The organism is Massilia sp. SYSU DXS3249, assembly GCF_053668055.1.
In genome coordinates this window covers 119576-138524 of record NZ_JBSIPX010000003.1, presented here as the reverse complement: position 1 = coordinate 138524, position 18949 = coordinate 119576, and the positions used below count along the sequence as shown (strand labels likewise).

Sequence of the window (18949 nt, the reverse complement as noted above, 5' to 3'; positions counted from 1 at the left end):
TTGGAACAATTACTGCCGTATTACGAGAGCGAACTCGGTTACCTGCGCCGCAACCTGCGAGAGTTCGCCGAACGCTATCCGAAGATCGCCGGCCGCCTCCTGATCAGCGGCGAACTCTGCGAAGACCCGCATACCGAGCGCATGATCGAATCCTTCGCGCTGCTCAATGCGCGCATCGCCAAGCGGCTCGACGACGATTACCCGGAATTCACCGAAGCCCTGTTCGACGTGCTGTATCCGCACTACCTGCGCCCCTTTCCCTCCTGCTCGATCGCGCACCTGGACTTCGCCGGCGCCGCCAAGCAGCAGACCACAGCCGCCACGATCCCGCGCGGCACCCAGTTGACGACGAAGCCGGTGCGCGGCGGCACCTGCACCTTCCGCACCGTGTACCCGGTGGCCGTGGTGCCGCTGGCGCTGTCCCGCGCCGCCTTTTCCGACATCCTGCGTGCCCCGGACGCGCTGCGCGCCCCGCCCGGCGCAACCTCCAGCATCAGCCTGACGATCTCCACCACCCTCGACCAGGTCGCCCCGGGCAGCCTGAACCTGCCGCTGCTGCGCGTCTTCATCGACGGCGAACCCTCGTTTTGCGCGGCCCTGCGCGACGCCCTGTTCATGCGCCCAGTGGCCGCCTATGCCGAGGCCGACGGCAGCGGACGCTGGCTGGCCCTGCCGGACATTCCCATCAAGCCGGCGGGCTTCGACGACGACGAATCGCTGATCGACTTCCCGGCTCGCTCGCACGCCGCCTATCGCCTGCTGACCGAGTATTTCTGTTTTCCCGAAAAATTCAATTTCTTCGATATCGACCTGGCGATGTTGACGGCCGCCCTGCCGCCAGGGACCAAATCGATCACCCTGCACCTGGCCTTGCAGGGCATCCGCAGCGACTCGAACACGGCGCGCATGCTGGGGACGCTGGCCCCGCATCACCTGCTGCTCGGATGCACGCCCGTGGTGAACCTGTTCCGCCAGCGCGGCGAGCCGATCCGCCTGACCCACACGTCGGCCAGTTATCCGGTACTGGCCGACGCCCGCCGCGCCTTTGCCTTCGAGGTGCAGTCGATCGACGCGGTGAATCTGGTGCGCCAGACGCCCCAGGGAGAGACCGTCGTCGAGTTCCGCCCTTTTTACTCTCTCCAGCATGCGCAGACGCCCGAGCAGAACGGCCACTACTGGGCCATGCGGCGCGATGACAGCCTGCGCGAGCGCAGCCCGGGTTTCGAAACGCAGATCACGATCGTCGACATCGACTTCGATCCGGCCGCGGTCGAGACCGATACCCTGAACCTGGAACTGACCTGCTCGAACCGCGACCTGCCGTCCTTGCTGGGCTATGGCCAGGCCGGCGGCGACCTCTTCCTCGAAGGCGGCTCCAGCGTGCGTGCAATCAGTTTCTTGCGCAAGCCGACGGCCACGTACCGCTTCGCCAGCGGGCGCAGCGCGCACTGGCGCCTGATCTCGCACCTGGCGCTGAACCACCTGTCGCTCACCGCGGGCGGCGTCGATGCCTTCCGCGAAATGCTGGCCCTGTACGACCTGCCGCGTTCTCCTTCCTCGCAGCGCCAGATCGGCGGCATCAGCGCCATCGAACAGCGGGCTGCCAGCGCCTGGCTCGCCGGCAATCCTTTTACCTGTCTCGTGCGCGGCGTCGACGTGCGGCTGACGATCGACGAAGAAGCCTTCATCGGCAGCGGCATCCACGTCTTTGCCCACATCGTCGAGCGCTTCCTCGCCCTCTACGTGCACGCCAACAGTTTTACCCGGCTGGTGATCGTGTCGGCCAAAACTGGAGAAGAGTTATTCACATGCCTACCCAAAAGCGGCGATTTGAGCCTGCTGTAATCGAGCGCCTGTTCCGGGAGCCCTACCGTTTCGAGTATTTCCAGGCCGTGCGCATGCTCGAACTCTGGCTGCGCCGCCACGGTGCGCCCGAGCAAAGCCTGGTCGCCAATTTCCTGCGCTTCCAAAATTCGACCTCGCTGCGCTTTCCGGCCAGCCAGCTGGAGGCCGTCGCGAGCGAGCCGCCAGGCCTGGACGCCGCCCCCGGCGCGCTCGCTGAGGCCCTGGCATCGAACACCCTGAAATGGATTCGGGTCACGCCTTCGTTCATGGGTCTGCTGGGCGGGCACGGCGTGCTGCCGCCGCATTACACCGAACGGATCGCCGCCCAGCAGTTCAACGACAAGGACGAGGGCGCGCGTTCCTTCCTCGACACCTTCTCGAATCGTTCGCTGGCGCTGTTCTATGCCGCCTGGCGCAAGTACCGGCTGCACCTGAAATACGAGGCGACGGGCAAGGACGGCTTCCTGCCCCTGCTGCTGGGACTGGCGGGACTCGGCAACGCGTCGCTGCGGCGGCGCCTGGCGCTGCCCGCGCATGGCGGGGTGCTCGACGAGTCGCTCGGCTATTTCGCAGGCGCGCTGCGCCAGCGGCCGGTGTCGGCCACCCAGATGGCGCGCGTGCTGTCCGAGTATTTTCATCAGACTATCCGGGTGGAACAGTTCATCGGGTGCTGGTACGAGATGCCGGCCGCCCAGCAAACCGTGCTGGGGAGCGACAACGCCGTGCTCGGCACGCGCGCGATTGCCGGGGCCCGCGTCTGGCAGCGCGACCTGCGCCTGCGCATCGTCGTCGGCCCGCTCGAGCATGCCGGTTTCACATCCTTCTTGCCCGGTGGGCCGGCGGCGCGCGCGCTGGCCAGCCTGGTCGGGATGCTGACCGGAGTGGCTTTCGAGGTCGAAGTCGAACTGGTGCTGCGCGCGGCCGACGTGCGCCCGGTGACGATGCGCGAAGGCAGCGAGCTCGGGCGCCTCGGCTGGGACAGCTACCTGGTGGAGATGCCGCCGGCGGCGGACCGCCGCGACGTGCGCTACGAGCTAGTACTGGGCTAGACGATCCCGCCGTTCACGCGCACGCGCTGCGGGCCGCCGCCAGCCTTCAATTCCAGCGCCCGGCCCGTCCGCCGATGCTGTAGCGCCCCGCCCCCAGCAGGGCGATGGCGATCGCCGCGAAGAAATACATTCCCTGCAGTTCGAGCGCCCAGCCGCCGGTTTGCGACATCGTGAAGAATTCCTTGGTATGCACCAGCAGCACGGCGACGATCATGTTGCCGGCCACCACCAGGGCGGCGGCCCGGGTCCAGAGCCCGACCAGCATCAGCAGCGGCGCCACGACTTCGCCGATGTAGACGAGGTAGCCGATCGCGCCGGGCAGCCCCATCTTTTCCAGCATGCCGGTAATGAAGCCGACGCCGCCGACCAGCTTGGAGAGGCCGTGGAACAGCAGCAGCAGGGCAAGCGTGACGCGCAGGACCAGGCGGCCGAGATCCTCGCGCGAGGAATCGGCGCCGTTCGAGACAGGGATGGTGCTCATCGGATGCTCCTTGCGGCAGTGGTGGAAAGGGTCAAACCAGTATGGACGAAGGGGCAGGTGTCCGCGCACACTTGTCGAGCGGCGCGGAGCCCGTTCAGGGCCCGCCCGCCAGCACCTTGTCGGGCGTGATCGGCGTCGTGCGGATGCGCTTGCCGGTCGCGTGGTAGATCGCGTTGCTGACCGCCGCGGCCACGCTTACCTGGCCGATCTCGCCCACGCCCTTGGCGCCCAGGCGGCTGACGATGCGGTCGTCTTCTTCCACGAACAGGACGTCAATGTCGTGGATGTCCGCGTTCACCGCCACGTGGTATTCCGACAGGTTGTGGTTCATGAAGCGCCCGAAGCGGTGATCCAGGTGGCTTTCCTCGTGCAGCGCCTGGCTGATGCCCCAGACCACGCCGCCGACAATCTGGCTGCCCGCCGTTTTCGTGTTCATGATGCGCCCGGCCGCCACCGCGCTGACCACGCGCGTCACGCGCACGATGCCGAGTTCCTCGTCGACCCGCACCTCCACGAACACGGCCGAGTGCACCAGGCGCCGGTACTTGCGCTGTTTCAGCATCTGCGGCAGCAGCAGGTATTTTTCCTCGATGCGGCCGCGGCTGCTCCGTTCGGCGACCAGGCCCAGCGAGATAAACGTGCCCGGATCGTCCTTCAGGCGCATGGTGCCGCCCGTGAATTCCACGTCTTTTAGACGCTTGTCGCGGAAGGGAGAGTCGGCGGCCGACTGCGCATGGCGCAGCAGGCTCAAACGCAGCTTGTCGCAGGCGCCCGCTACCGCCGAACCGACCGTCGCCACGTGCGAGGAGCCGCCCTCGATCGGCGCCACCGGCAGCGTCGAGTCGCCCAGCTGGAAGGTCACGCGCTCGAGCGGCAGGCCCATGCTTTCGGCGGCGATCATCGCCATCACGGTATAGGTGCCGGTACCGATGTCGGAGGCCGCGCTCGACACCACCAGTCGCCCGTCCGCGTGCATCACGGCGCTGGCGCGGGCGAACAGCTGCATCGCATCCCAGACCCCGGTCGCCATCCCCCAGCCGACCAGCTCCGAACCCTCGCGCATCGAGCGCGGCGCGAGCGGGCGGCGCGACCAGCCGAATTTCTCGGCTCCTTGCGCATAGCAGGCGCGCAGCTCCTTGCTCGAATACGGCTTGTCCTCGATCGGCACGCGCTCTGCATAATTTTTCAGGCGCAGCGCCAGCGGGTCCATCTCGAGCGCGTAGGACAGCTCGTCCATCGCCACTTCCAGCGCATGCATGCCGTGCGCCGCGCCGGGCGCGCGCATGTCGATCGGCGTGTACTGGTCGAGGCTGACGACCTTGTAGCCGAGCCGGATGTTGTCGCAGGCGTAGAGCAGGCCCGACCAGTTGACGACGACCTCGGCGTGGTCCTCGATCTGCGAGGTTTCGCCGATGGCCTCGTGCAGGATGGCGCGCAGGGTGCCGTCCCGTTCGGCCGCCAGTTTCACGGTCTGCACGGTTTCCGGACGGTGGCCGAAGCTGAACATCTGCTGGCGCGTGAGCACCACCCGCACCGAGCGTTTTAAATGCAGAGACGCCATCACGGCCAGGGTCAGCTGGTACTGCGGGCGCAGGCCGGAACCGAAGGCGCCGCCGACGTACGGATTGCGCACCGTGACCTTGTCCTTGGGCAGTCCGAACACATGCGACACGTACCAGCGGTTGTTCTGCGAGCTCTGCGTCTTCTCGTAGATCGTCAGGTGGCCGTCTTCGCCGCGGATGACGGTCGAGGCGAACATCTCCATCGGATTGTGGTGCTCGACGCCGTGGTGGAAGCGCGCCTCGATCCGTACCGGCGCCGCCTGCCACGCCTTCTCCGCCTTGCCCTTCTCGGGCGGCGGCGGCTCGAAACCGGATTTCAGCGGGCAGGGCGCACGCGCGCGGCCGAGGTTGGCCTCGAGCCGGGTGTCGTGCGGCTCGACGTCGTAGTGCACGCGCACCAGCGCCGCCGCCCGACGGGCCGCCTCGAAGGTCTCGGCCAGCACCAGCGCCACCGGCTGGCCGCTGTAGATGACCTTGTCGTCGTAGAGCGGCTTGAAGGGCGAGCCGGCCGGCGCCGTCATGTCCTTCCAGGCGAGGTCGAAGCCGCGCACTTTCGGGCGGTTCAGGTGGCTCAGCACCTCGATTACGCCGTCGAGCGCCAGCGCCTCCGTCGTGTCGATTTCGCGGATGCGGCCCTTGGCGACCGTCCCGCTGACGACCACGCCGTACAGCAGGCCGGGCGCGAAGTGTTCGGCGGCGTATTGCGCAGCGCCGGTCACCTTGGCGCGCCCGTCCACGCGCGAGACGTCGGTGCCGGTGGCGACGCGCCCGGTACCCGGCTCGGCGACCGGCGTTTTCAGGGCGGGGATCAGGTCAGTCATGCTGCGCTCCCAGGTTAGTCACGGTGCCCTGCACCGCCGTCTGCAGCGCGCGCACGATCGCCTTGCGCGCCAGGCCCACTTTGAAATCGTTGTGGCCCTGGCCGCGCGCACCCTCGAGCAGGACGTCCGCCGCGCGCCCGAACAGGGCCGCATCCGGCCGCTGCCCGGCGAGCAGCTGTTCGGCCTCAGGTTTGCGCCAGGGTTTGTGGGCTACCGAGCCGAGCGCGATGCGGCCGCTCCGGATCACGCCGTCGTCCCCGATGTCGAGCGCGGCGGCCACCGACACCAGGGCGAAGGCATACGACAGGCGTTCGCGCAATTTCAGGTAGGCCGAGTGGGCGGCGTAGCGGCGCGCATCGGGCAGGGTGATGTGGGTGATCAGTTCGTCGGCTTCGAGCACCGCGTCGTACTGGGGCGTGTCGCCCGGCAGGCGGTGGAAGTCGGCGAAGGAGATGGCGCGCTTGCCGCGCCCGGATTCCACATGCACCGTCGCCTCCAGCGCGGCCAGGGCCACGCACATGTCCGACGGATGGGTCGCGATGCAGTGCGCGCTGGCGCCGAGGATCGCGTGCTGGCGCGTGATTCCGCCGATGGCCGCGCAGCCGCTGCCGGGTTCGCGCTTGTTGCAGGGTGTGGCCAGGTCGTAAAAATAATAGCAGCGGGTGCGCTGCAGCAGGTTGCCGCCATTCGTCGCCATGTTGCGCAGCTGGGGAGACGCCCCGGCCAGGATGGCAGCGGTGAGCAGCGGGTAGCGCTCGCGCACCAGCGGGTGGTAGGCGGTGTCGGCGTTGCGCGCGGTGGCGCCCAGGCGCAGGCTGTCGCCGTCCTCCTCGATGGCGTCCAGCGGCAGGCGGTTGATGTCGACCAGGCGGCCGGCAGTCATGACGCCTTCCTTCATCAGGTCGAGCAAATTGGTGCCGCCGGCAATGAAACGCACGGCCTCGCCGCTGAAGCGAGGATTATTCGCCACCTGCTCCACGGCGGCGCCTGCATCGCGCGGTTGGGCAAAGGAAAAGGGGTTCATGCCGGCACCGTCCCGACCACGACCGGACGCGTGGCGGTGTCGCCGCCCTCGATCCCGGCGACGGCGCACACGGCCTTGCGGATGCCCGGATAGGCGCCGCAGCGGCATACGTTGCCGCTCATGAGTTCGCGCACGTCGGCCACCGTCTTCGCGTGGCCCTCGTTGATCAGGCCGACGGCCGAGCAGATCTGGCCCGGGGTGCAGTAGCCGCACTGGAAGGCGTCGTGGTCGACAAAGGCCTGCTGCATCGGGTGCAGCGCATCGCCCTCGGCCAGGCCTTCGATGGTGGTGATCTCGCGGCCCTCCTGCATCACGGCGAGAGTCATGCAGGCATTAATGCGCCTGCCGTCGACGAGGACGGTGCAGGCGCCGCACTGGCCGTGGTCGCAGCCCTTTTTCGAGCCGGTCAGGTGCAGGCGCTCGCGCAGCAGGTCGAGCAGCGTGACCCAGGCCTCGAGTTCGAGCCGGTGTTCGCGGCCGTTGATGCGCAGCATGAGCGGATAGCGCTCGGGAGCGGTCATGGCAAATCCTTTCAGGGGTGGAGCGCGGCGGCGGTGTGCACAGTCAGCGCGGAAGGGCTTGCCGTTCCGTCGAGTTCATCTTAGGGGCAAGGCGGTCCCTACCGGCGCACGGTTAGCGCCGGCGCCGTACGGCCCGGCGCCCGGTCGAATCCGCCCCGAAGGGCTACACTGTCTCGTATCACTTCAGTATCACTTCACAAGAGGAAACCATGAAAGCCATCGCCGCATTTGCCTCCCTGCCCGCCGACAACGACGCCGCCCTGCAGGACATTACCCTGCCCGACCCGGTCGCCACCGGCCACGATGTCCTGGTCGAGGTTCACGCCGTCTCGGTGAATCCGGTCGACACCAAGGTGCGCCGCGGCCTGCCGCCCGAGGCGCAGGCGGAGCCGCGCGTGCTGGGCTGGGATGCGAGCGGCATCGTGCGCGCCGTCGGGCCCCAGGTGACCCTGTTCAAGCCGGGCGACCGCGTCTGGTACGCCGGCGCCATCCACCGCGCCGGCAGCAACAGCGAGCTGCAATTGGTGGATGAGCGGATCGTCGGGCGCATGCCGGCCAACCTCGGCTTTGCCGAGGCGGCGGCGCTGCCGCTGACGGCGATCACGGCCTGGGAACTGCTGTTCGACCGCCTGAACCTGCAGTTAGGCGCGCACCATGGGCAGAAACTGCTGGTGGTGGGCGCGGCCGGCGGGGTCGGTTCGATCCTGATCCAGCTCGCGCGCCAGCTGACCGGGCTGACCGTGATCGGCACCGCCTCGCGCCCGCAGACCCAGGAGTGGGTGCGCATCCTCGGCGCCCAGCACGTGGTCGATCACAGCCGGCCCCTGGACACGGCGCTGCAGGAAGCGGGCCTGGGCGAAGTCGACTACGTCATCAGCTTGACCAACACCGACAAGCATTTCGAGTCCCTGGTAAATGCCCTGAAACCGCAGGGCAAGCTGGCGCTGATCGACGACCCGGAACCGATCGACGTGCGCCTCCTGAAGCGCAAAAGCATTTCCCTGCACTGGGAACTGATGTTCACCCGTTCGCTGTTCAACACGCCGGACCTGCAGGAACAGCACCTGCTGCTCAACGAGGTGGCGCAGCTGGTCGAGGATGGCCGCATCCGCACCACGCTGGCCGAGCATTTCGGACCGATCAATGCCGCCAACCTGCGCCGCGCGCATGCCTTCATCGAGAGTGGAGCGGCCAGCGGCAAGGTGGTGCTCGAGGGTTTCGGGGGCTGATTTATCGGGGTTTTGATTGTCTTTTGGCATTTTTTGAGGCCTTCGCCAAACCTCAAAAAACGCCTAAATTAAACGGTATTATGATTTATACGGTTTAAATTAGATAAATCGAATAAATCGTATTATTCATGCTGCATGTGGTGGTCTCTCCGCCATCGCATGTGGCTGCGATATCGCCACCGGGAGCTGCCATGAAAGCCGTTTTATTCGCCCTTCTGCTGGCCTGCGCCGGACCGCTCGCGCAGGCAGCCGACACCGACGACGACGCCCTCTGGCAGCGCCTGCAGGGAGGCGGCGTCACGGTCCTGATGCGCCATGCGCAGACGGTGCCCGGCATCGGCGACCCGCCCGGCTTCGTCCTTGGCAAGTGTCCTACCCAGCGCAACCTCTCCGGCGCCGGCCGCCGCGACGCCGAGGCCATCGGCGCGGCCTTCCGGCAGCGCGGCGTCCAGCCCGGCGCCGTCTGGTCGAGCCGCTGGTGCCGCTGCCTGGACACGGCGCGCCTGGCTTTCGGGCGCGTGCAGCCGGAACCGAGCCTCGATTCGATGTTCAACGACGATGACACCGCCGCCGGCGCCAAGCTGCGTGCCCTGCAGGCCAGGCTGGCCGCGTGGACGGAAAAGGCACCCCTGGTGCTGGTGACGCACGACGTCAACATCCGCGCCCTGACCGGGCAATCGGTGTCCCAGGGAGAGATGGTGCTGACGGTGCCGCGCGGCGGGAAGCTGGAAGTCATCGGCCGCCTGAAAGCCCACTAAGAGCGCCTAACAAAACCTCCATAGCTGCGTTGCAGCTCCTTGCCGTACAGTCGTACTGTCTTCGTCGCTGCGTCGGGCGGCCGCATCCCTTGCTCTGAAGGTTTTGTTAGGCGCTCTGAAAACGTTGTACAAACGCCTACAGCGGCCGCGCGGGAGCAGTGCCGGCAAAGATAGCGCGTAGAATCGGTGGCTGTCGTTCCACGGGAGAAGCTCATGAAACGTCTCATCCTGCTTGCCGCCGCCTCCGCCCTTGCCGGCAGCGCCCTGGCCCACCATGGCTGGAGCGAATACCAGGCCGACAAGCCGCTCGACCTCACCGGCACCATCGAACAGAGCGGCTATGAACAGCCGCACGGCTTCGTGCGCCTGAAAACGGCGGATAAAACCTGGCTGGTGGTGCTGGCGCCGCCCTATCGCATGGAAAGCCGCGGCTTGCCGTCCGCCAAACTGGTGGCCGGCCAGAAGGCAACCGTGCACGGCTATCCGCACCGCAGCAAGGGCGACGAACTGCGCGCCGAGCGCATCACGATCGATGGCAAGACCACGGAGCTGCGCTGATGGAGGAAGGGGCCGGCGCGCCTGTGTGGCTGACATGGCTGGCCGGCACGCCCGTGTCGGAAACGATGCGCACCGCGCTCTGGGCCTACCCGGTCGTCGAGATCGTGCACATCGCCGGCTTTTCGGTGCTGGTCGGCAGCGTCGTGCTGTTCGATTTGCGCGTGCTCGGCTTCGCGCGGGCGCTGCCGGTGGCCGAACTGGGGCGCCACCTGTTGCGCTGGGCGCTCGCGAGTACCCTGTTCGTGATCCCGGCCGGGCTGCTGCTGTTTTCCGCGCATCCGGTCGAGCTGGCGAACAATCCCGCTTTTCTGTTGAAGCTTGCCCTGATCGCTGCCGCCGGCCTCAATGCCCTCGCCTTCCACCTGCTGCCCTACCGCACCGTGGCCGCCTGGGACCGGGAAAGGCCGGCGCCGATGGCCGCCCGCCTGGGCGCCGCCCTGTCGATCCTGCTGTGGCTGGGCGTGATCACCTGCGGCCGCCTGCTGGCCTACCTGTAAGCATGGCAACAGCAGCCGCGTCCGCCTTCTGCTACAGTGAGCCCTCATCACCTCTACCCGCATCAGCCATGCTGAAACCCTCGACCATCGCCGCGCTCGTCCTCGCCGGCTGCGCCTGCAACGCCGCCGCGGCGGCCATCCCCGTCTACGGGTTTGTCGTAAAAAACACCTACCCCCACGACCCGCAGGCGTTTACGCAGGGCCTGTTCTTCCGCGATGGCCAGCTGTTTGAAACCACCGGCATCGCCGGACGCTCCATGTTGCGCAAGCTCGACCTGAAAACCGGCAAGGTATTGCAAAAGGCCGACCTGCCGCAGGAAGTCTTCGGCGAGGGCTCGACCGCCTTCGGCGATAACATCCTCGGCCTGACCTGGCGCTCGAAGACCGGCTACGTGTTCGACGCCAAAACCTTTGCCGTGAAAGCGCGCTTTCCGTATGAAGGCGAAGGCTGGGGCCTGGCCAGCGACGCGCGCCAGCTCTACATGAGCGACGGAAGCGCCCAGATCCGCGTGCTCGACCCGCATACCTTGAAGGAAGTAAGGCGCGTGCAGGTGACGGCCGACGGCAAGCCGATTGATGCGTTGAACGAACTCGAAATGGTCGACGGCGAGCTGTTCGCCAACGTCTGGGGCACCGACGTGATCGCGCGAATCGACCCGCAGTCGGGCAAGGTGGTCGGCTGGATCGACCTGACGAACCTGCTGCCGCCCGCCCAGCGCGGCACCAGCTCGGTCGATGCCGTGCTGAACGGTATCGCCTACGACAGCAAGCGCAAGAAGCTGTATGTCACCGGAAAATTGTGGCCGAAGTTATTTGAAATTGAACTTGTCCGCTTCCAGGGCCGTTAAGGGGTAACGGCAATCACCACTTTGCCGAAATGCGAACCTGATTCCATGTAACGGTAGGCTTCCTTTGCCTGGTCGAAGGTGAACACGCGGTCGACTACCGGTTCCAGGTTCGTCACGGCGGCAAAGCGCATCACGTCTTCGAGCATGGCGCGGCTGCCGACAAAAATGCCGACCATGCGCTTGGCGCCGGCCAGCAGGGAAGCCGGATTGACTTCTCCGCCAAAACCGCTGACGCCGCCGATGATGGCGACGCTGCCGCCCATCGCGCACGAGGCCACCGAGCGGTTCACCGTGCCCTGCCCGCCCACTTCCAGCACCACGTCGGCGCCGTGACCGTGGGTCAGGCGCAGCACTTCTTCCTGCCATTCGGGCATCGCCCGGTAGTTGATCGTGTGGTGGGCGCCGAGTTCGCGTGCGCGCTGCAGTTTTTCGTCGCTCGAGGAGGTGATGATGGTGCGCAGCCCGGCCGCTTTCGCCAGTTGCAGGCCCAGCACCGAAACGCCGCCGGTGCCCAGCAGCAGCACCGTGTCGCCTGGCTGGATGTCGTTGCTGGACCTGAAAATCGCGTTCCAGGCGGTGACGCCGGCGCAGGGCATGGTCGCGGCCTCGATATAGCTCAGCTGCGGCGGAATTTTCACCAGCGCCTCTTCGTGCAGGATGACTTCCTCGGCCAGCATGCCGTCGATGTCGCCGCCCAGCGCATGGCGGATTTTGGTCGGCGACGTGCGCCCGTCCTGCCAGTGCGGGAAAAAGGAGGCGGCCACGCGGTCGCCCACCTGCAGACTCGTCACGCCATGGCCGACGGCCAGCACTTCGCCGGCGCCGTCCGAGCAGGGGATGATGGGGTTGTCCACATTCACCAGGTAATTGCCGCTGGCGACCATCAGGTCGCGGTAGTTCAGCGACACGGCGTGCACGCGCACCCGCACCTCGCCCAGCGCCAGCGCGCGCTCGGGAAAATTCACGCACTGCAAGCCGTCGATGTTATCGCCCGGCAAAATCTGATATGCCCGCATCGTTTCCTCCATCACCTTTGTGGTCGCGGCCGTTCCGGGGCCGGCCGCGTTGCCCGGTTGTTCGACAGTTACATAGGCTTGGCCACCATCAGCCAGAAGATGACGACGAAGGCGGCAAACGCCGGCACCCCCAGCGCCACCCAGATTTTAAACAGGCGCCAGTACTGCGGCGGCAGTTCGCTGTTGGTGCGCGCCGCCTCGGCCGACAGGTCGCGCAGGCGCATCTGGATCCACACCACCGGCAGCCAGCAGGCGCCGGCCAGCACGTAGAGGGCGATCGACCACATGATCCACTTGCTGTGGAAGGGATAGCCGGCCAGGTGGATCATGTAGAAGCCGGTCAGCGGCTGGATGACGGCCGTGGTGGCGGTGAACAGCCAGTCGGCCCAGACCACGTTGCGGGTGACCACGGCAATCGCGCGCACGTCGCGGCTCATGGTGGCGAACAGCATGTACCAGGCCGAGCCGATGCCGGTGCCGAACAGGAAGGTCGACGACAGGATGTGCAACCATTTCACGACCACGTAGTCCATTAGTTCTCCTCTTCCAGTTCGTACAGCAGCCAGATGGCGGCCAGCATCGGCAGGTTCTTGGTCAGCGGACCATAGGGGTGCAGCAAAAATTCGGGCAACTTGAACGCTATCACGACCGTATAAAAACCGATCAGCGCCAATTGTGCGAGCCACAGCCAGCGCCGCCGCGGCAGGAAGGCGATGCCCAGGCCCAGCAGCAGGTCGAAAGTGGCGGCGCCATACAGCATCAGCGGCTGCAGGGCCTCCGGGATGCCGGTGCGCGCAAGCAATTCATAGCTTTGCTCGACCGGATACAAACCGAAGGACACGATGGCGGTAATGATCCACACCGCGACGATGCTCCAGCGCAGCGTCGGCAGCAGCCAGCCCAGCTTGGCCAGCGTGCGTTCGGCGCGAGGGTCGGTGACGAATTCGGCGATGGTTTTCAGAGGGCGCCCGAGCAGGTGGCGGATGACGGCGGCGTCGCCGGTATTGCCCCGGTCCAACATGCGCAGGGCTTCCTCGTCGAGCAGGCCGCCGGGCAGCCAGCGCCCGATTTTCGCCATCGCGCGTGCCATGAAACCGGGCAGCGGCAGCACGCGCAGCCTTCCCAGTCCCATGGCGGCGCGCAGCCTGGCCAGGTAGTCGGTGAAGGGCAGCGCTTCGGGGCCGACCAGCGGCACCCGCAGCGAGGTTACGCCAGGGGGCATCGGCAGCTTGTGGCGCAGCAGGGCGAGGATGGCGCCGACGACGTCGTCGATGTGCACCGGCTGCACCAGTTGCGGGGCGGCGCCGAAGCGCAGCGCGAAGGGCATGCTGGCCAGGCCCTTGAACACGCGCGCGCTGGTGCCCTCCTTGCCGTAGACCAGCGAGGGCTGGACGATGTAGGCGCGCACCGGCAGGCCGGCCAGGTAGTCGTCGGCGGCGCGCTTGGACAGGTGGTAGCGGGTCTCGGCATGCTGGTCCGCACCGAGGGCCGAGAGCTGGATCACCATCTGCACGTGCTCGGACTCGGCGCAGGCGGCGAACAGCGCGCGCGGCGTTTCCAGGTGCAGGCGTTCGAAGGTCTGGTTGCCCGACTCGCGGAAAATCCCGACCGTGTTGATGACGGCCTCGACCTTGGAAAGGCGCGCCAGCCAAACGGATTTGTCGGTATCTTTTGCGAAGTCAGCATGAACATAGGTACAACGTGGATCCTGGCTCGTTCCGGGCGTGCGCACGGCGCACACGACGTGGTGGCCTTCGGCCAGCAGCGCCTGCAGCAGGTGCTGCCCGATGAAGCCACTGGCGCCCGTCAGCAAGATCCGCATGCGTTTTCCCTTTCACCCGATTCGACAAGGATGATCAATATGACAGATTGGACAACATCGATGCAACGCGGCCTGGTCTCGGGCGGCGTTTCCAGCGTGGTCTCGACCGCGGCGCTGGCCCTGCTCGGGCGCAGCGAGACGGGCAGCGCCTATGCGCCGACCAACGCCGTCAGCCACTGGATCTGGGGTGACGAAGCCGCCGAACACGACGAGTTTTCGCTGAAGTACACCATCACCGGCTACGCGATCCACCACCTCAGCGCCACCTTCTGGTCGGTGCTGTTCGAAAAGCTGGCCGGCGAGAAGCTCGACCGCAAGGACTTGCGCGTGACGCTCGCCACCTCGGCCGCCACCTCGGCACTGGCCTGCTTCGTCGACTACAAGATGACCCCGAAGCGCCTGAACCCCGGCTACGAAATGCGCCTGTCGAAAAAGTCGCTGGCCGGCGTATATGCCGCCTTTGCGGTCGGCCTGGCGCTGGGAGCGATCGCCTTGCGCCGGAATTAAGCTTCAGTCATCAGTCTAGAACAGGCGGGAAAAACGTGCCGCTCTCCGCGCCTTCCGCTTTCCTGTATGCGCTGCTGCTGCACGGTGTGCTCGGGTTCATCGACATTGTCCTGAACCATGAGTGGCTGGCGAAACTGCCCGATCGCCGCGACGCAGCCGAGGAAGAAGGCCTGCATGCGTCGCGCGAGTGCATCTTCGCCTGCCTGTTCGCGTCGATCGCCTGGTTCGCCTGGCATGGGCCGCTGGTGTGGTGGATCGCCGCGCTGCTGCTGGCGGAGGTGCTGGTGTCGGCGCGCGACGTCGTCGTGGAAGGCGAGATCCGCGTGCTGCCGGCCTCCGAGCGCGTGCTGCACCTGCTGCTGTTCATGAACCTGGGCGCCCTGGTCGTGCTGGGTGCATTCATGCTGAGCGAGTGGCACGTCGGCGAGATGATGCTGATCCGTGTCGATCACGGCTGGGCGAGCTGGGTGCTCACTGCAATGGCGGTCGGGGCATTGATTTGGGCCGTGCGCGATGGCTTTGCGGCAAGGCGACGCCGTTCGTAGGGTGGACGGCTACGCCGTCCACGCGGTGATAGTTAGCGGCAAGATCATCAAACGCGATATCGGAGCCAGTAGCGCTCACCGCGTGGACGGGGAACCCGTCCACCCTACGTCCCTTCGTTTTGCCGGCCGGCCGATCGTCAATCCTTAAAACCCGTAATTGGCGCGGGCGTAGACAAAGCGCCCCGAACGCCCGAACGCCGAGTAGTTCGAGAACGGCGTATTACCCGTCGTGTTCAGCGAAGGCGGCTGGGTTTCCGGATACTGGTCGAAGACATTGTCCGCGCCCAGCGCCAGGGTCAGCTTGGGCGTGAGGGCATAGCGCGCCTCGAGGTCGACCAGGGTCTTCGCACCGAGCGGGAAGTCGAAGGCGGCCGTCGTGCCCGGCGTCATTACCTTGCCGTAGCGGGTGGCGCGCGCGGTCAGGCCCCAGGGGCCCAGCTTCCAGTTCAGGTTGGCGCTGAGCTTGTTTTTCGGCTGCCCTTCCTCGAGCGCGATGATGTTGGCGCGGTCGAACAGCACCGGCGCCGGGCTCAATGCGGCCAGCTGCGCCGTTACCGGCACCTTGGTCACTTCGGTGCTGTTGATGTTGCCCGCCAGCGTGACGTCGAAGCGCCCTGCCGTGCCGGCGTTGATCGGCCAGTTGACGACGACGTCGATGCCGTCGGTGGTGGTGTCGACGCCGTTGATGAAGAAGCGCCCGCCGCCCACGCCGACAAACCCCTGGGAGGCGATGTAGGTGCGCACATTGGCCTGGGTCAGGTTCTCCGACAGCACGATGCGGTCGCGCATCTTGATGCGGTAGGCGTCGATGGTCACGCTGATTGGGTCGAAGCGCAGCACCGCGCCGAGCGACAGGTTGACCGATTTTTCGGCATCGAGCGGCTGTGCGCCGAGGGCGACGGCCACCGGGTCAGTCGGTTTGAATGTCGTGATCTCGAACGGCACCCCGTTGATGAAATTGGTCGAGGTCGACGTGAAGTTCTGCTGCTGCGGCGACGGCGCCCGGAAACCGTTCTGCACCGAGCCGCGCAGGGCGAAGGCTTTACTGAAATCGTAGCGGCCGGCGAGTTTGCCGGCCAGGCTGTTGCCATAGTCCGAGTAATGCTCGGCGCGTACCGCGACCGACGCCAGCAGTTGCGGGGTCAGGTTCGCTTCCAGGTCGACGAAAGCGCCGACCGCGGTACGGTGGGTGTCGATTTCGTTGGCCGGACGGAAGCCCGGGAAGACCTGGGCGCCCGGGGCCGCCGGGGTGCCGTTGGCCAGCACTTCGCCGCCGTAGCGGTAGGAATCCGGCTCGCCGGCGAACAATTCATAGCCTTCGCGCCGCACTTCGGTGCCGACCGCAATGTTCAACGGCGACGAGAGCCCGGCCACGTCCAGCGAGCGCACGCCGGTCAGGTTCAGCACCAGCTGGTCGTAGGCAAAACCGCCGGCGTCGAACTGGGTCTTGCTGCTCGGCCCGATCGAGCGGTTGAGCGTGTTCTGGATCTCGAATTCCATCCGGTTCTTGCCGTAGCCGAGGGAGGCGTCGACATCCCAATTGCCCAGCGTCCAGGTCAGGCCACCGGTCATGCTGAAGTCGTCCACGGTCGGGGCGATCACCGGCAGGAAGCCGTCCGGATAAATGGAGAGGATGTTGCGCGCGTCCTGGGCCGGACGGAAGAAGCCGCTCGAGCGGGCTTGCCGGTTCTGGTAGCTGGCCCAGCCATACACCTTCATGCCGTTGCCGAGGTCGTTGCCGGCGTTGGCAAACAGGGTCGTTTGCTCCATTTCCGGTTCGCCATACCAGGCATTGAAGCGGTTGATCGTGTTTTCGCGCGGGTCAAAAGCGCCGTTGGCCAGGCGCGGGTATTGCTGGCGCATGTCGTAGCCGCCGCGCTCGGTGCGCGCCTGGTCCTTGTATTCGGCCGCGATGGTCAAGTGGCCGGTCTCGCCCAGCGCCAGGCCCTTCCAGGCGCTGACCGTGGTGGTATGGCCGTCGGTGCGCTCGCGCGAGGCCGGGCCGCTCCAGGTGCCGCCGGCCGGGGGCACGTCGTTCCACAAATCGTATTCGCTGATGCGCGCGCCATAGGTGACGCTGGCCTCGCCGCCCGTGCGGTCGGTGCGCAGGCGCAGGTTGATGACGCCGGCGATCGCGTCCGACCCGTACTGGGCGGCGGCGCCGTCGCGCAGCACCTCGATGTTCCTGACGATCGCGGTCGGGATCGTGTTCATGTCGACCGCCGCCGAGCCGCGGCCCATGCTGCCGTTCAGGTTGACCAGCGAGGAGGCGTGGCGGCGCTTGGAATTGACCAGCACCAGGCTGTGGTCGGGCGCCATGCCGCGCAGCGTGGCCGGGCGGATGGTGTCGGTGCCGTCGGTCAGCGACGGACGCGGGAAATTGAGGGAAGGAAGGGCGACCGACAGCGCCTGGTTCATTTCCGTGGTGCCGGCATTTTTTAATGTCTCGGCCGGGATGATGTCGACCGCCGAGGCGGTGTCGAGCGCACTGCGGTTGGCCACGCGCGTGCCCGTCACCACGACGGTGGCCGCGCTGCCTTCGGTGGCGGTGCTTTCCTGGGCACCTGCTGGGCCGGCGAACATCGCGGCGATCGACAGGGCCAGCACCGTTTTCTTCGTGGAACTTTTTTGCATTTTCTTCCCTCACGTAGTTGGTCCGAGCGGCAAGCTCTCAAACCAGTCTGGAGGGCGGACTCGGGCATGTCAAATTGCAACGACTACCCGAGGTCTAAATGCAACAATTGTAATTACGTCAGGATGCAGTAAGGTAAATCGGCATACGGCTCAGTGCGCCGGCACGGCCTTCTTGCCGCGCATCTTGTTCACCAGGGTCACCACCACCACGATGATTGCGCCGACCAGCAGGCCGACCAGGGCGTCGAAGATGATCGGGCCGATCACGTGCAGGAAACCGCCAACGCCCGGCACCGCGCCCAGCCACTCCGCCATGCCTTCCGAGTAATGGTGCAGCAGTTCCCAGTTGTGGCTGATGATGCCGCCGCCGACCATGAACATGGCGGCGGTGCCGACGATCGACAGGAGTTTCATCAGGCGCGGCGCCAGCGCCAGCAGCATGCGGCCCAGGCCGCGCGCGAACCCGCTGGCCTTCTGGCTCAGGTAGAGGCCGGCGTCATCGATCTTGACGATGCCGGCGACCAGGCCGTACACGCCCACCGTGAACAACACGGAGAGCAGGATCAACACCACCACCTGCTGCATGAAGGGCATGGCCGCGATCGTTCCCAGCGAAATGACGATGATTTCTGCCGACAGGATGAAGTCGGTACGGATCGCGCCCTTGATCTTCTCCTTTTCGACGGCGACCATGTCTTCCTTGCCAACTACCGCCGCCGCCAGGCGTTCCTTGTGGGCCGCGTCTTCTTCCGGGCTGTGCAGGAATTTATGGGCCAGTTTTTCGGCGCCCTCGAAGCAGAGGAAGGCGCCGCCGATCATCAGCAGCGGAATGATCAGCCAGGGCACGAAGGCCGAGATCAGCAGCGCCGCCGGCACCAGGATCGCCTTGTTCCAGAACGAGCCCTTGGCCACGGCCCAGACCACCGGCAGTTCGCGCGAGGAGTCGACGCCCGATACCTGCTGGGCGTTGAGCGCGAGGTCGTCGCCGAGCACGCCCGCGGTCTTCTTGGCCGCCACCTTGCTCATGACGGTGACGTCGTCGAGGACGGTTGCGATGTCGTCGAGTAATGCCAGCAAACTGCCTGCAGCCATGGACCTGCTCCTGTGATTGACAATATGGCAGCATCTTAACCGAGCACAGGTAGCGCAGGCACACGGTTCAGCGCGAAAAATTGCGTTTCAGCCGCGTAAATCTGCAGCTCGTCGCTTTCGGCACCGCAGATCGGGGGCAC

The 18949-nt window shown here is 66.2% G+C and carries 18 protein-coding genes; 9 read left to right on the top strand and 9 right to left on the bottom strand.

All coding sequences use genetic code 11. The features are described from left to right. On the top strand, positions 1-1845 hold the full coding sequence (tssF, locus tag ACWCIA_RS04875; RefSeq protein ID WP_454161466.1) for a type VI secretion system baseplate subunit TssF: 1845 nt from the start codon (positions 1-3) through the stop codon (positions 1843-1845). Continuing rightward, complete coding sequence (gene tssG, locus ACWCIA_RS04870) at positions 1809-2894, top strand: type VI secretion system baseplate subunit TssG (RefSeq protein WP_454161464.1); 1086 nt, start codon at positions 1809-1811, stop codon at positions 2892-2894. The genes tssF and tssG overlap by 37 nt, the downstream gene beginning before the upstream one ends. Before the next feature lie 46 nt (positions 2895-2940). On the opposite strand, the gene ACWCIA_RS04865 is transcribed toward tssG, so the two are convergent. The 4 genes from ACWCIA_RS04865 to ACWCIA_RS04850 all read right to left on the bottom strand — a co-directional run bounded on the left by ACWCIA_RS04865 (position 2941) and on the right by ACWCIA_RS04850 (position 7303). Next, entirely contained in the window at positions 2941-3375 is a 435-nt protein-coding gene (locus ACWCIA_RS04865; RefSeq protein WP_454161462.1) for a DoxX family protein, read from the bottom strand. A 94-nt stretch (positions 3376-3469) separates the two neighbouring features. Continuing rightward, positions 3470-5758, bottom strand: coding sequence for a xanthine dehydrogenase family protein molybdopterin-binding subunit (locus tag ACWCIA_RS04860; RefSeq protein ID WP_454161460.1), 2289 nt, complete (start codon positions 5756-5758; stop codon positions 3470-3472). After that, positions 5751-6782 carry an FAD binding domain-containing protein gene (locus ACWCIA_RS04855; protein ID WP_454161458.1) on the bottom strand — a complete coding sequence of 344 codons (1032 nt, stop codon included), beginning with the start codon at positions 6780-6782 and terminating at the stop codon, positions 5751-5753. The genes ACWCIA_RS04860 and ACWCIA_RS04855 overlap by 8 nt, the downstream gene beginning before the upstream one ends. Then, positions 6779-7303, bottom strand: a complete 525-nt coding sequence (locus tag ACWCIA_RS04850; protein ID WP_454161456.1) for a (2Fe-2S)-binding protein — start codon at positions 7301-7303, stop codon at positions 6779-6781. Before ACWCIA_RS04850 ends, ACWCIA_RS04855 begins: the two co-directional genes overlap by 4 nt. A gap of 209 nt (positions 7304-7512) precedes the next feature. Between ACWCIA_RS04850 and ACWCIA_RS04845 the strand changes: the two genes are divergently transcribed. From ACWCIA_RS04845 to ACWCIA_RS04825, 5 genes are all read left to right on the top strand, one after another. Next, the gene (locus ACWCIA_RS04845; RefSeq protein WP_454161454.1) at positions 7513-8532 is read left to right on the top strand and encodes a zinc-binding alcohol dehydrogenase family protein; all 1020 of its coding nucleotides are present in this window, start codon (positions 7513-7515) and stop codon (positions 8530-8532) included. A gap of 191 nt (positions 8533-8723) precedes the next feature. Continuing rightward, complete coding sequence (locus ACWCIA_RS04840; protein ID WP_454161452.1) at positions 8724-9290, top strand: histidine phosphatase family protein; 567 nt, start codon at positions 8724-8726, stop codon at positions 9288-9290. 213 nt (positions 9291-9503) lie between these two features. Then, on the top strand, positions 9504-9848 hold the full coding sequence (locus ACWCIA_RS04835; RefSeq protein ID WP_454161450.1) for a DUF6152 family protein: 345 nt from the start codon (positions 9504-9506) through the stop codon (positions 9846-9848). Then, complete coding sequence (locus tag ACWCIA_RS04830) at positions 9848-10345, top strand: DUF6644 family protein (protein ID WP_454161448.1); 498 nt, start codon at positions 9848-9850, stop codon at positions 10343-10345. Before ACWCIA_RS04835 ends, ACWCIA_RS04830 begins: the two co-directional genes overlap by 1 nt. 68 nt (positions 10346-10413) lie before the next feature. Beyond that, the gene (locus ACWCIA_RS04825; protein WP_454161446.1) at positions 10414-11193 is read left to right on the top strand and encodes a glutaminyl-peptide cyclotransferase; all 780 of its coding nucleotides are present in this window, start codon (positions 10414-10416) and stop codon (positions 11191-11193) included. On the opposite strand, the gene ACWCIA_RS04820 is transcribed toward ACWCIA_RS04825, so the two are convergent. The 3 genes from ACWCIA_RS04820 to ACWCIA_RS04810 all read right to left on the bottom strand — a co-directional run bounded on the left by ACWCIA_RS04820 (position 11190) and on the right by ACWCIA_RS04810 (position 14031). Beyond that, the gene (locus tag ACWCIA_RS04820) at positions 11190-12209 is read right to left on the bottom strand and encodes a zinc-dependent alcohol dehydrogenase family protein (protein WP_454161444.1); all 1020 of its coding nucleotides are present in this window, start codon (positions 12207-12209) and stop codon (positions 11190-11192) included. The two genes, ACWCIA_RS04825 and ACWCIA_RS04820, sit on opposite strands and share 4 nt — an antisense overlap. A 68-nt stretch (positions 12210-12277) precedes the next feature. Further along, positions 12278-12742: a DUF2269 family protein gene (locus tag ACWCIA_RS04815; protein ID WP_454161442.1), complete on the bottom strand. Its 465-nt coding sequence runs from the start codon at positions 12740-12742 to the stop codon at positions 12278-12280. Continuing rightward, complete coding sequence (locus ACWCIA_RS04810) at positions 12742-14031, bottom strand: SDR family oxidoreductase (RefSeq protein ID WP_454161440.1); 1290 nt, start codon at positions 14029-14031, stop codon at positions 12742-12744. The genes ACWCIA_RS04815 and ACWCIA_RS04810 overlap by 1 nt, the downstream gene beginning before the upstream one ends. A 60-nt stretch (positions 14032-14091) precedes the next feature. On the opposite strand from ACWCIA_RS04810, the gene ACWCIA_RS04805 reads away from it, so the two are divergent. Beyond that, entirely contained in the window at positions 14092-14538 is a 447-nt protein-coding gene (locus tag ACWCIA_RS04805) for a hypothetical protein (protein WP_454161438.1), read from the top strand. A 35-nt stretch (positions 14539-14573) separates the two neighbouring features. Continuing rightward, positions 14574-15083 (top strand): hypothetical protein, encoded by a 510-nt coding sequence (locus tag ACWCIA_RS04800; RefSeq protein WP_454161436.1) that lies wholly within the window; start codon positions 14574-14576, stop codon positions 15081-15083. Positions 15084-15227: 144 nt separating this feature from the next. Here the strand turns inward: ACWCIA_RS04800 and ACWCIA_RS04795 are convergent, their stop codons facing one another. Together ACWCIA_RS04795 and ACWCIA_RS04790 are read right to left on the bottom strand one after the other, a co-directional pair. Next, on the bottom strand, positions 15228-17717 hold the full coding sequence (locus ACWCIA_RS04795) for a TonB-dependent receptor plug domain-containing protein (protein ID WP_454161434.1): 2490 nt from the start codon (positions 17715-17717) through the stop codon (positions 15228-15230). 150 nt (positions 17718-17867) lie between these two features. After that, complete coding sequence (locus ACWCIA_RS04790) at positions 17868-18809, bottom strand: DUF808 domain-containing protein (protein WP_454161432.1); 942 nt, start codon at positions 18807-18809, stop codon at positions 17868-17870. Between the last annotated feature and the right edge of the window lie 140 nt (positions 18810-18949).